This is a genomic window from Amycolatopsis sp. ATCC 39116 (assembly GCF_000231075.2).
GTDB lineage: Bacteria > Actinomycetota > Actinomycetes > Mycobacteriales > Pseudonocardiaceae > Amycolatopsis_E > Amycolatopsis_E tucumanensis.
The window spans coordinates 74,854-87,082 of record NZ_AFWY03000035.1 but is presented as its reverse complement, the minus strand read 5'-3'; the positions used below and the strand labels follow the sequence as shown (position 1 = coordinate 87,082).

11 protein-coding genes are annotated in these 12,229 nt (G+C 71.4%); 8 read left to right on the top strand and 3 right to left on the bottom strand.

Going from position 1 to position 12,229, the window contains the following annotated elements; all coding sequences use genetic code 11:
• The coding region (locus AMY39116_RS0328435) for a sigma-70 family RNA polymerase sigma factor (RefSeq protein ID WP_020421001.1) at positions 1-906 on the bottom strand (906 nt) is incomplete at its 3' end.
• Positions 907-1,071: 165 nt separating this feature from the next.
• Here AMY39116_RS0328435 and AMY39116_RS0328430 point away from each other — a divergent pair.
• The 5 genes from AMY39116_RS0328430 to purE are packed head-to-tail and all read left to right on the top strand — an operon-like array spanning position 1,072 to position 6,088.
• The gene (locus tag AMY39116_RS0328430) at positions 1,072-1,896 is read left to right on the top strand and encodes a hypothetical protein (RefSeq protein ID WP_020421000.1); all 825 of its coding nucleotides are present in this window, start codon (positions 1,072-1,074) and stop codon (positions 1,894-1,896) included.
• 42 nt (positions 1,897-1,938) lie between these two features.
• Positions 1,939-3,270, top strand: coding sequence for a glycosyltransferase 87 family protein (locus AMY39116_RS0328425; RefSeq protein ID WP_020420999.1), 1,332 nt, complete (start codon positions 1,939-1,941; stop codon positions 3,268-3,270).
• Positions 3,245-4,387 carry a glycosyltransferase 87 family protein gene (locus tag AMY39116_RS0328420; RefSeq protein WP_020420998.1) on the top strand — a complete coding sequence of 381 codons (1,143 nt, stop codon included), beginning with the start codon at positions 3,245-3,247 and terminating at the stop codon, positions 4,385-4,387. Before AMY39116_RS0328425 ends, AMY39116_RS0328420 begins: the two co-directional genes overlap by 26 nt.
• Before the next feature lie 7 nt (positions 4,388-4,394).
• Positions 4,395-5,576, top strand: a complete 1,182-nt coding sequence (locus tag AMY39116_RS0328415; protein ID WP_020420997.1) for a 5-(carboxyamino)imidazole ribonucleotide synthase — start codon at positions 4,395-4,397, stop codon at positions 5,574-5,576.
• A gap of 32 nt (positions 5,577-5,608) precedes the next feature.
• The gene (gene purE / locus AMY39116_RS0328410; RefSeq protein WP_039791803.1) at positions 5,609-6,088 is read left to right on the top strand and encodes a 5-(carboxyamino)imidazole ribonucleotide mutase; all 480 of its coding nucleotides are present in this window, start codon (positions 5,609-5,611) and stop codon (positions 6,086-6,088) included.
• Between the two features lie 175 nt (positions 6,089-6,263).
• Here the strand turns inward: purE and AMY39116_RS0328405 are convergent, their stop codons facing one another.
• Complete coding sequence (locus AMY39116_RS0328405; RefSeq protein WP_020420995.1) at positions 6,264-6,932, bottom strand: cutinase family protein; 669 nt, start codon at positions 6,930-6,932, stop codon at positions 6,264-6,266.
• Positions 6,933-7,031: 99 nt separating this feature from the next.
• Here AMY39116_RS0328405 and AMY39116_RS0328400 point away from each other — a divergent pair, with 99 nt between their 5' ends.
• Positions 7,032-8,066, top strand: coding sequence for a F420-dependent hydroxymycolic acid dehydrogenase (locus AMY39116_RS0328400; protein WP_020420994.1), 1,035 nt, complete (start codon positions 7,032-7,034; stop codon positions 8,064-8,066).
• Between the two features lie 120 nt (positions 8,067-8,186).
• The gene (locus AMY39116_RS0328395) at positions 8,187-9,173 is read left to right on the top strand and encodes an IS481 family transposase (RefSeq protein WP_039791801.1); all 987 of its coding nucleotides are present in this window, start codon (positions 8,187-8,189) and stop codon (positions 9,171-9,173) included.
• Here AMY39116_RS0328395 and AMY39116_RS0328390 read toward each other — a convergent pair.
• Positions 9,170-10,831 (bottom strand): class I adenylate-forming enzyme family protein, encoded by a 1,662-nt coding sequence (locus tag AMY39116_RS0328390; protein WP_020420992.1) that lies wholly within the window; start codon positions 10,829-10,831, stop codon positions 9,170-9,172. The two genes, AMY39116_RS0328395 and AMY39116_RS0328390, sit on opposite strands and share 4 nt — an antisense overlap.
• A gap of 97 nt (positions 10,832-10,928) precedes the next feature.
• Here AMY39116_RS0328390 and AMY39116_RS0328385 point away from each other — a divergent pair, with 97 nt between their 5' ends.
• The gene (locus AMY39116_RS0328385; protein WP_020420991.1) at positions 10,929-12,098 is read left to right on the top strand and encodes an acyl-CoA dehydrogenase family protein; all 1,170 of its coding nucleotides are present in this window, start codon (positions 10,929-10,931) and stop codon (positions 12,096-12,098) included.
• The last annotated feature ends 131 nt before the right edge of the window (positions 12,099-12,229 follow it).

The window sequence follows — 12,229 nt, the reverse complement described above, 5'->3', positions numbered from 1 at the left end:
GACGCCGACGCCGACGAACTGCCGCGGCCCGGCGGCGGCGAGCGAAGCCGCCCCACCGGCAGACCCGGCCGCGGCGCCCGCGGTCGCCACGGTCGCGGCCGTCGCCTTGCCCGCGGTCGCGAGGTAGCCCAGCGCCGCCCCGCCGAGCACGATCGGCGCGATGATCGCCCGCAGCGCGCCGTTGACCTCGGCCAGTTCGGCGGCCAGCGCGCGGCAGTCGTCGCACTCGTCCAGGTGCGCCTCGACCTGGGCGCGTTCCCGTTTCGACAGGCCGTCGCGGGTCCACGCGCCCAGCCGCTCGGCGCAGGCGCGGCACTTCTCGGCGGACGTCTCGGCGAGGTGGACCTGCAGGTAGGCCTGCCGCAGGCCCTCGCGGGCGCGGTAGGCGAGCGCGGACACCCCGTTCGGCGTCAGGCCCAGCAGCGGCGCGACCTCCGCCGGGCTCTGCTGCTCGATCTCGGTGTGCCACAGCACCGCCTGCCAGCGCTCGGGCAGGGACGCGAACGCCTTGGCCGCCATCGTCCGCTCCAGGCCGGCGACGGCGGTGTCGGAGAACTGGACGGTCAGCGCCTCCGCGCCGACCGTCGTCATGTCCTCGTTGAGGTCGACGCGCTTGTCCTTGCGGGTCTTGTCGTAGGCGGTGTGCCGCAGCGCTGTGAGCAGGTAGGCGCGGAAGGCGCTGTCCGGGCCCTTGCCGCCGCGCAGCGTGTCGAGGACCTTCGCGAACGCGTCGGACACCAGGTCGTCGGCCTCGGCGTTGGACCGCGCGAGCTGACGCGCCAGGTTGTAGGCCGCGCCCACGTGCCGTTCGTAGAGCGTGCCGTAGGCGGCCAGGGTGCCGGTGCGGACGTCGGTGATCAACTCCGCGTCGCTCTTGCCCTCGAAATCGGCCGGAAGGGTGGACACCGCTCTCCTTATCCCCAGTGTTGCGCGATCAGTGTGACTGACCGGCCCGGCCTCGTCACGCAACACCTCGCCCTATTGACCCGCACGGTGTAATTCCGTCACGACCCGCCGCGTGGATCGTCACTTCACCGGAACAGCGGTCGCGGGACGAGAGGACGGTTGCCAGTGGACGTGCCGGCCATGGGTTTGCGGCTCGAACCGGAGCCCGGCGGCGACGGCCGATCCCTGGCTGAGCTGCGGGCGCGCTGGCGGTCCGCGAGCCTGGCCGCGGGTTGGCGTTTCCCCAGCGACTGGGCGTTGCCGGAGGTCGACACGGTGTGCGCGGCGTTGCTGCGCAGGGGCACGGCGGAAATCCCGATCGCGGGCCTGGCCAGGGCGCGGGCCGCGGCGGGTGCGGGGCTGGCCGAGACGCTCGCGGATCTGGCGGCGTTGCACGCCGTGATCACCCCGCCGGGGGATTCAGGTGGTCTGGTGAGCCCGGACGTGGACGCGCTGCCGTCCCGGCTACTGCGGGTGGCGGCGCTCGCATGGGCCGAGGTCGCGATGGACAAGCTCGCCACCACCGAGGTCATCGACCCGCTCACCGGCCTGCCCACCGCGTCCTACCTGCGGACCCGGCTGCGCGAGCTGTACGGGCGGCCGGCCCACCAGGTGTCCGAGGACCACACGCTGCTGGTCGTCTCGGTCGACCTGTCCGGCGTGACCGGCTGGTCGCGGCTCACCGCGATGATCCTGATCGCCGAGGCGCTGCGGGTGGTGTTCGACGGCGGCGAGAGCATCGCGAAGCTGGGGCCGTCGACGGTCGCCGCCGCGGTCCCGCGCGACGGACGGATCGCCGCGAAGGCCGTGATGCTGCGGCGCGAGCTGCACGAGCGCCTGTCGGTCGACGACCAGCTGGAATCGGTCAGCCCGCCGAAGATCAAGCTGGTCCGGCTGCCCGCGACGCACGATTCCGCGTGCGACCTGCTGCAGCGACTCGCGCGAACCTGACCCTGTCGCCAACGATTGGCCGATTCGTGATTTCCTGAAAGGGTGACCCAGTCAGTGCCCGCCGCAGGCGGCGAACCGCTCAGCGAGCCGGCGCACCCGCGCCTGGCTCTGCGGACCTCGCTCGCCCGGTTGTCGGTGCGGCCGCGTTCGATCCTGCTGCTGTCGCTCGTCCCGCTGCTCGCGCTCGTCTTCGGTGTCGTCGGCTGGCTGCTCGACTGGCGGCTCGGCGTGGACAGCGCGGTGTACCGGGCGGGGGCGATCACGCTCCTGCACGGCGAACCGCTCTACGACGCGAACACCCTGCCGCCGGAGCCGTGGTGGGCGCTGCTGCCGTTCACCTACCCGCCGACGGCCGCGCTGCTGTTCGTGCCGCTGGCGATCCTGCCGGTCCAGATCGCCTGGGGTGTGCTGACCGCGATCTCGGTGCTGGCGATGGCGCTCGTGGTGCGGGTGGCGATCGGCTCGCTGCCGACCCCGCCCGCCGTCCGCCGCTGGTGGTCCTCGCCGGCCCGCGCGACGCTGCTGTTCTCGCTGGTCATGCTCGGTCTCGAGCCGGTGTGGCGGACGATCTTCCTCGGCCAGATCAACCTGATCCTGATGGCCGTCGTCGTGCTCGACGTCCTCGTGATCACCACCCGCAATTCCCGCTGGGGCGGGGTGCTGGTCGGCATCGCCTCGGCGGTGAAACTGACGCCGCTGGTGTTCGTCGCGCACCTGTTCCTGACCGGCCGCCGCCGCGAGGCGTTCCGCGCGTTCGGCGTGTTCCTCGGCCTGCAACTGCTGATGCTGGCGCTGATCCCGGGCGACACGATCCGCTACTGGACCAAGACGATCTCCGACACCGGCCGCATCGGCCCGGTGCACTGGGCGGGCAACCAGTCGCTGAACGGGCTGATGAACCGGCTCACCGACCTCGCGCCGTGGGCCTCGAAGGCGGCACTCGGGGTCGCGGCGCTGCTGGCGATCCCGGCCGTGTGGCTGATGCTGCGCTTCCACCGCCGCGGGCAGGCGCTGGCGGCCCTGCTGGTCACCGCGTTCTTCGGGCTGCTGGCCTCGCCGATTTCGTGGTCGCACCACTGGGTCTGGGCCGTGCCGCTGATCGTGCTGCTGGTGTCCCGGCTGCCGCAGGCCACGCTCGCGAACGCGTGGAAGCGCTGGGTCGCCACCGGGGCGGTGGTCGCGGTGTTCATCAGCTGCGTGCTGCTGGCGCTGCCCAACGGGCGCAACATCGAGCTGCACTGGAAGTTCTGGCAGACCGTGCTCGGCAACGCCTACATCCTCACGCCGCTGGTCCTGACGGTGGTGCTGGTGACGCGCTGGGCGCTGCAGCGCCGGCGGGAGCGGGCGCGTGACGACGTTGCGGTCCCGGGCTGAGCCCGCACTCGTCGGCGTCCTCGTCCTGGGCGCGTTCGCGGCCGGGGTGGCCGTCTGGCTCGCGGGCTGGCACCTGGGTGCGGACAGCGCGGTCTACCGCGCCGGCGCGCTGACCTTCCTGCAGGGCGACGCGGTCTACACCCCGGAGCGGCTGACCACGCTGCCGTCGTGGGTGTCGCTGCCGTTCACCTACCCGCCCGCGGCGGCGTTGCTGTTCGTCCCGCTCACCGCGCTGCCCAGCGGACTGACCTGGGGGGTGCTGGCCGCGACGTCGGTGCTGTCGCTCGCCGTGGTGGTCCGCGCGAGCGGGCGGTTCCGCGGCTGGGCGGTCGCCGGGCTGACGGTGGGGGCGCTGGCGCTGGAGCCGGTCTGGAAGACGATCTTCCTCGGCCAGATCAACCTGGTGTTGCTCGCGCTGGTCGTGGTCGACGTGCTGGTGCTGGCCGGGTCGCGCTGGTCCGGCGTGCTGATCGGCGTCGCGGCCGCGGTGAAGCTGACGCCGCTGATCTTCGTGGCGCACCTGTTCGTCACCGGCCGGTGGCGCGACGGCCTGCGTGCGCTGGCCACGTTCGCCGGACTCCAGGCCGTGATGTTCGTGCTGATGCCCGGCGACGCCGCGCGGTACTGGGCCGAGGCCGCGTTCGACCCGCACCGCGTGGGCGGGGTGTCCTGGATCTTCAACCAGTCGCTCGGCGGGCTGGTGAACCGGCTCTCGCACGAGGCGTCCTGGTCGACGGCGGTCGCGCTGGGCGTCGGGGCGGTGCTCGCGGTGCCCGCGGTGTGGCTGGTCCGGCGGCTGCACCGGCGTGGCGAGACGCTGGCCGCGTTGCTGGTGACCGCCTTCTTCGGGCTGCTGGTCTCGCCGGTGTCGTGGTCGCACCACTGGGTGTGGGCGGTGCCGCTGATCGTGCTGCTCGCGTCGAAGGCGCGCTGGGTGTGGGCGGGCCTGGTGGCCGCGTTCTTCGCCAGCTGCGTGGTGATGCTGGTGCCCAACGGCGGCGACACCGAGTTCGGGTGGGGGCCGGAGCTGTTCGTGCCCGGCAACGCGTACGTGCTGGCCGCCGCGCTGGGAATCCTCGGGCTGGCGGCTCGTGAGCTGCGTCTCGCCGTAATCTAGAACCGCTATGGACAAGCGCACAGGTCTCCCGGTCGTCGGGATGGTGGGCGGCGGCCAGCTCGCCCGGATGACACATCAGGCCGCGATTTCGCTGGGACAGTCGCTCCGGGTCCTCGCGATCGACGAGAACGACGCCGCCGGCCTGGTCGCCGGGCAGGTCCAGATCGGTCACCACACCGACCTCGACGCGCTGCGCGAGTTCGCGAAGACCGTCGACGTGGTCACCTTCGACCACGAGCACGTCCCGTGGGAGCACCTGTTCGCGCTGGTCAACGAGGGCTTCACGGTGCGGCCGGGGCCGGACGCGCTGGCGTTCGCGCAGAACAAGCTGGTGATGCGCGACCACCTGTCGGCCACCGGCTTCCCGTGCCCGCCGTACGCCGAGGTGTCCGAAGTGGAGGACCTCCTCAAGTTCGGCGCCGAGCACGGCTGGCCGGTCGTGTTGAAGGCGGCCACCGGCGGCTACGACGGCCGTGGCGTGTGGATGGTCGAGTCCGACGCCGAGGCGCGCACGCTGGTGCCCGAGCTGCTCGCCGCGGGCACCGAGCTGCTGGTCGAGCAGCGCGTCGCCATGAAGCGGGAGCTGTCCGCGCTGGTCGCCCGCTCGCCGTTCGGGCAGGGCGCGGCCTGGCCGGTCGTGGAGACGGTGCAGGAGAACGGCATCAACACCGAGGTGCTGGCGCCCGCGCCGGGCCTGACCTCGCGGCAGGTGCACGAGGCGCAGGAGCTGGCGCTGCGGCTGGCGAACGAGCTGAACGTGGTCGGCATCCTGGCGGTCGAGCTGTTCGAGACCGACGGCGGCCTGTTGATCAACGAGCTGGCGATGCGGCCGCACAACTCCGGTCACTGGACGATGGACGGCTCGGCCACCTCGCAGTTCGAGCAGCACGTGCGCGCGGTCCTGGACTACCCGTTGGGCGTGACCGACCTGATCGCGCCGACGGTGATGGCCAACGTCCTCGGCGCGCCGGAAACGCCGCGGATGGCGCCCGACGAGCGGCTGCACCACCTGTTCGCGCGCTTCCCGGACGCGCGCGTGCACCTCTACGGCAAGGGCGAGCGGCCCGGCCGCAAGCTCGGGCACGTCAACTTCGTCGGCGGCGACCTGGACAACCTGCGGACTCGCGCCAAGCTGGCCGCGCACTGGCTGTCGCACGCCGAATGGCCCGACGGCTACGACATCCACTGAGAGGAAGACGCGTGACCGACGTCGGCGTGATCATGGGCAGCGACTCCGACTGGCCCGTGCTCGAAGCGGCCGGGACGGCGCTGGACGAGTTCGGCGTGTCCTACGAGGTCGGCGTGTACTCCGCGCACCGGACCCCGCAGCGGATGCTCGACTACGCGCGCAGCGCGGCGGACCGCGGCATCAAGGTGATCATCGCCGGCGCCGGGGGAGCCGCGCACCTGCCCGGCATGGTCGCCTCGGCGACGGTGCTGCCGGTGATCGGCGTGCCGGTCCCGCTGAAGTACCTGGACGGCATGGATTCGCTGCTGTCGATCGTGCAGATGCCGGCCGGCGTGCCGGTGGCGACGGTCTCGATCGGCGGCGCCCGCAACGCCGGGCTGCTGGCCGTGCGGATCCTGGCCGCGCAGGACCCGGCGCTGCGGGAGAAGATGGCCGCCTTCCAGGCCGACCTCGAACAGCTGGTCCTCGACAAGGACGCCAAGCTCCAGGAGAAGCTCCCCTCGCAGAAATGAAATTTGCGGGACGGTGCGGGTGGCGGAACCTCAGAAGCCCCCTCGCTGTGGGATCGCCTCCTCATGAACGCCGGTTCACCACGTCGGCGCTGTCCTCGCGAGGGGGCTCCTGAGAACCCGCGGCGGTGCCGGCTGCGTGGGTGGTGAAAGCGGTGCTGCCGTGGAGTAGTTGGTCCTAGCTCGCGTTGTACTGCTTCGCGATGAAGGCCGCCGCCTGGTCGACGCTGCCGTCCCGGGCGTAGCTCAGGTGGCCGTAGCCCGGTCCGGTGCCCGTGCCGCCGCAGACGTTGTCGCCGCGGTTGCAGAACTCCAGTGACTTCGGGCCGTAGGTCGGGCTGGCCGTCTTGATCGTCTGCCCGTACAGGCCGAGCGGGTTGCCGAACGCGATCACCGCGACCACCCGCGGCGCCAGCTCGGTGGGGATGGTCTGCCCGGTGCCGAGGTAGGTCCGGATGCCGATCGCGATGTCGGTGACGCTCGCGCCCTGCGAGTAGCCGCCGATCGCGAACTTGGTGTCCGGGCACGCGGCCGCGGTGGACTTGATGTGGTTGCTCATGTCGGTGGCGCCGGGGCCGGCGCTGGTCTGGTCGTAGCTCGCGGCGTAGTCGACCGCGTAGGACGACACCGACGCCGAGGACAGCGCCGACTTCACGTCGGACACCAGCGGCGTGCCGGTGATGCCGAGGCCGGGCGCCTCGCCGCTGCCGCGGGCGAAGACGATCTCCAGGTCGGAGCACGCGGCCGCGCTGGTGGCGCCTGACGCGGTGCCGACCGTCGCGGTGCCGGCCAGCCCGACGACGGCGCAGGCGAGCAGGGTCAGTTTGCGAAGTCTGTTGTGGACCATTCACCGAGTGTCCCGCCATCGTGTTGGCGGGGCATCGGTGAAATCACCAGTGTCGGTGAACTCCCGGTCGGTCCGGTTTCCGGCGGGTACCCGGCGATCATGGAGTTCTCGCGCCGCACGCTGGGCATGTTCGCCGCATCCGCCGGGTTCGTCCGGGTCGAGCCGCCCGCGGCGCGAGCACCCGTCGGGCTGGTGCTGTCGCACGAGCAGTTTCCGACGGCCCGGCTGCTGGACGTCGCGCGGCAGGCGGAGGCGGCGGGCTTCGCGTTCGTCTGGGCCAGCGACCACCTGCAGCCGTGGCAGGACAACCAGGGGCACTCGATGTTCCCGTGGCTCACGCTCGCCCTGGTCGGCGAGCGCACGCGGCGGGTCACGTTCGGCTCCGGCGTGACCTGCCCGAGCTACCGGCACCACCCCACCGAGGTCGCGCAAGCGTTTGCCTCCCTCGAACTGCTGGCGCCGGGACGGACGTTCCTCGGGCTCGGCACCGGCGAGGCGGTCAACGAGCAGGCGGGCACCGGCCAGTACGGCCGCTACGCCGAGCGGCACGACCGGCTGGTCGAGGCGATCACGCTGATCCGGCGGTTGTGGACGGGGGAGCGGGTCACCTTCCGCGGCCGGTTCTTCTCAACCGATCAGCTCAAGCTGTACGACCTGCCGTCGAAACCGCCGCCGGTGTACGTGGCCGCGCAGGGCCCGAAGAGCGCGCGGCTGGCCGGCCAGTACGGCGACGGCTGGATCACCCAGGCCGGGGCCTCCCTCGACCCGGCGCTGCGGGACGCGTTCGCGGCCGGCGCGCGGGCGGCGGGGAAGAACCCGGACACGATGCCGAAGTGGGCGGAGCTGTTCGCGGTGGTCGGCGACCAGCGTGAGATCGACCTGGCCGCGCAGCGGTGGCGGTTCACGGTCAACCCGGCCGACCTGCCCAATCCGGAGGCGATCCAGGAGGCCGCCCAGGCGACGCCGCTGGCGGAGGTGGCAGGCCGCTGGGCGGTGGGCACCGATCCGGCGGTGCACGTCGCCGCGGTGCGGAAGCTGCTCGACGCGGGCGTGACGCCGTTCCTGCACTTCCCGCAGGAGGACCCGGGCGTGGCGATCGAGTTCTACCGCGCCCGGGTCCTGCCGATGCTCTAGATGTACTGCTCGGGGAGGTTGTGAACGCGGGGACGCGTAGTTGGATGATCTTGATATGAGGGAGGACCTCCGGGTTCGGTGTGGATCACCACAATCTGCACCGCACCGCAGGAGGTCCTCGTGTCTCACCGTAACGCGCCGTTGACCCCGACCGGCAGACTGCGTCTGGCCCGGTGTGTCGTGGAGGAGGGGTGGCCGCTGCGGCGGGCGGCGGAGCGGTTCCAGGTGTCGGTGGCCACCGCGAAACGGTGGACCGACCGTTACCGTGACGAGGGTGAGGCCGGCATGGTCGACCGCTCCTCACGTCCGCATCGCAGCCCGCACCGCACCCCGACCCGGACCGAGCGGCGGATCATCAAGGTCCGGGTGGCGCGCCGGTGGGGGCCGGCCCGCATCGCCGCCCTGCTGGGGTTGGCCGCCTCTACGGTGCATCGCGTGCTGACCCGCTACGGCCTGGCCCGTCTGCGGCACCTGGACCGGGCCACCGGGCGGGTGGTGCGCCGCTACGAACGCGCCACACCGGGTGAGCTGGTGCACGTCGACATCAAGAAGCTGGGCAACATCCCCGACGGCGGCGGCCACAAGATCTGCGACCGCGCCACCGGCAACCAGCACCGCAAGGCCACCACCACCGCCCGCTACCCCCACGGCAAACCCCAGATCGGCTACAGCTACCTGCACAACGCCGTGGACGATCACTCCCGGCTGGCTTACGCCGAGATCCTGCCCGACGAGACCCAGACCAGTGCGGTCGCGTTCTGGACCCGGGCCCAGGCGTTCTTCGCCTCCCACGGCATCACCGTGCAGCGAGTGCTGACCGACAACGGCTCCTGCTACCGCTCACGCAACTGGCGCAACACCCTCACCGCCGCCGGCATCCAACACAAACGCACCCGCCCCTACCGCCCCCAAACCAACGGCAAAGTCGAGCGGTTCAACCGCACCCTGCTCGACGAATGGGCCTACGCCCAGCCCTACCACTCAGAAACCGCACGGCGCGCCGCCTTGCCCGGCTTCCTCCACTACTACAACCATCACCGACACCACACCAACATCGGCGGCCCACCCGCCACCCGCATACCCAACCTCACGGGACAGAACATCTAGAGCTGCTGCCGCAGCTCGCGCTTGAGGATCTTGCCCGCCGCCGACACGGGAATCTCGTCGACGAACCGCAGCTCCCGGATCCGCTTGTAGGGCAGGACGTTGTCGTTGACCGCGGACAGGATCTCCGCCTCGGTCACGTTCTCCGCCGCCCGCACGACGAAGGCCACCGGCAGCTCGCCGACGTCGTCCTGCTTGCGCCCGACGACGGCCGCCGCAGCGACGCCGGGGTGCGCGATGAGCAGCTCCTCCAGCTCGCGCGGGTACACGTTGTACCCCTTGTACAGCAGCATGTCCTTCTTCCGGTCCACAATGGACAGGTAGCCGTCCTTGTCCAGGACGCCGATGTCGCCGGTGTGCAGCCAGCCGTCCACCAGCACGGCGGCGGTCTCGTCGGGCCGGTTGTGGTAGCCCGCCATCACCTGCGGCCCGCGGATACACACCTCGCCCTGCTCGCCCTCGGGCACCGGGTCCTCGCCGCCCGCCAGCGGCACGATCTTGACCTCGGTGTCGAACACCGGCACACCCACCGACCCCTGCTTGCGCAGGCCGGACCGGAACGCCGGGTTGATCGTGGCGCCCATGGTGACCTCGGTGAGGCCGTAGCCCTCGCTGATCACCGCGTCCGGGAACCGCGCGGCCAGCGCCTTCAGCATCTCGTGCGGCAGCGGCGCGGCGCCGGAGCTGATGCCCCGCACGCTCGACAGGTCGCGCGTGGCGAGGTCCGGGCTGGCCAGCAGGGCCGCGAACAGGGCGGGCGCGCCGCCGATCGAGGTGACCCGCAGGCGTTCGGCGTCGGCGAGGTAGGCGACCGGGTCGAAGCGGTCGTGCAGCGTGGTGGACCCGCCGCTCATCACCGGGACGTTGAGCCCGCCGATTGTGCCCATCGCGTGGAACCACGGCGTGAGGTTGATGCCCGAGCCGGTGCCCAGCCGGGTCGGCCACTCGTCCGGGCTGCCGATCTGGTCGAGGGTGAGGTCGCCGTCGTCGTCCAGCGCGGGCAGCGAGCCGGTGCCCCAGCAGGCGTACTGCAGCGTGTTGACCACGACGTTGCGGTGCGGCAGCCGCACGCCCTTCGACCGGCCGGTGGTGCCGCCGGTGTAGGAGAGGTGCGCGAGGTGGGTCCGGGTGTCGATGTCCAGCTCGGGGCGGGTGTCCGGCTGGTCGGCGAGGAACGCCTGGAACTCCACCTGGTCGTCGGCGAGGTCGTCCGGCGCGACGACCACGACCAGCTCGACGGCGGTCTGTGCGCGCACCGCGGTGAGCACCGGGGCGACCTTGCCGAGCGTGACCACGGCGACGGCACCGGAGTCGGCGAGCTGGTGGGCGAGGTCCGCGGGCGGCAGCAGTGGGTTCGCCGGGGTGAAGGTCGCGCCGGCGAGCAGGATCCCGTAGTAGGCGATCGGGTAGGGGAGGCAGTTGGGCAGGTGGATGGCGACGGTCGCGCCCGGCCCGATGCCCCGGGCCCGGAGCGCGTTGGCGAACCGGCACGCGGCGCCGTAGGTCTGGGCGTAGGTGAGGGAGCGGTCGTGGTGGGTGAACGCGGTTCGGTCGCCGTAGCGCTTCGCGGCGCCGGCCAGGATCGACCCGGCGGGGACGTCGGGGTACTCCAGCGATCTCGGGAAGTGGGGCGGCCATGACCCAGCAGCAGTGATCGGCATCACCCCACCATAGAGCGAAGGTGCGGCCCAGAACACAATTCCGGCTGGTGAACGACTACTAACATGGACGGCGGACTTCTTACCCGTGCGAGGAAAGGTGACGAAGGTGTCGGAGACCCCGGGCCTCTACCAGCTGGCCGAGGAGCACGAGGAGCTGCGTGCTGCCGTGCGTGCGCTGGCGGAGAAGGAGATCGCACCTTACGCCGCCGAGGTGGACGAACAGGAGCGGTACCCGGTCGAGGCTCTGCGGGCGCTGAACGCCTCGGGCTTCAACGCGGTGCACATCCCCGACGAGTACGAGGGGCAGGGCGCGGACGCGATCGCGGCGTGCATCGTGATCGAGGAGGTCGCGCGGGTCGACGCGTCGGCGTCGCTGATCCCGGCGGTGAACAAGCTGGGGACGCAGCCGATCATCCTGTCGGCGTCGGACGAGCTGAAGAAGCTGGTGCTGCCGGAGATCGCGGCCGGTGCGACGGCGTCGTACGGGTTGTCGGAGCGGGAGGCCGGTTCGGACACCGCGTCGATGCGCACGCGGGCCCGGCTGGACGGTGACCACTGGGTGCTGAACGGGACGAAGGCGTGGATCACCAACGCCGGCGAGTCGACGTGGTACACGGTGATGGCGGTGACCGACCCGGACGCGCCGAAGAAGTCGAACGGGATTTCGGCGTTCGTGGTGCACAAGGACGACCCGGGCTTCTCGGTCGGCCCCAAGGAGCGCAAGCTCGGCATCAAGGGTTCGCCGACGCGGGAGATCTACTTCGAGAACTGCACGATCCCGGCGGACCGGATCATCGGCGAGCCGGGCACCGGGCTGAAGACGGCGCTGCGCACGCTGGACCACACCCGCCCGACGATCGGGGCGCAGGCGCTGGGCATCGCGCAGGGCGCTTTGGACGCGGCGGTCGCGTACGTGAAGGAGCGCAAGCAGTTCGGTAAGGCGATCGGTGAGTTCCAGGGCGTGCAGTTCATGCTGGCGGACATGGGCACGAAGATCGAGGCCGCCCGGCATCTCGTGTACGCCTCCGCGGCAGCCACCGAACGCGGCGACGCGCGTGCCGGATTCATGGCCTCGGCGGCGAAGTCCTACGCCTCGGACGTGGCGATGTCGGTGACCACCGACGCCGTGCAGCTGTTCGGCGGCGCCGGCTACACCCGCGACTTCCCGGTGGAACGCATGATGCGCGACGCGAAGATCACGCAGATCTACGAGGGCACGAACCAGATCCAGCGCATGGTGATGGCGCGGGCCCTGTTGAAGGGCTGATTCCCGGGGTTTTTGGCGCGGCGTCCGGGCGTTGGCTCGGGCGCCGCGTTTTTTTGTGGCCTTTTCGTGGTGCTGGGAGCGCCTCGGCCGGCTTGTCCGCCATGTGCGCCTGCTCACGCGTTCATGTCCAG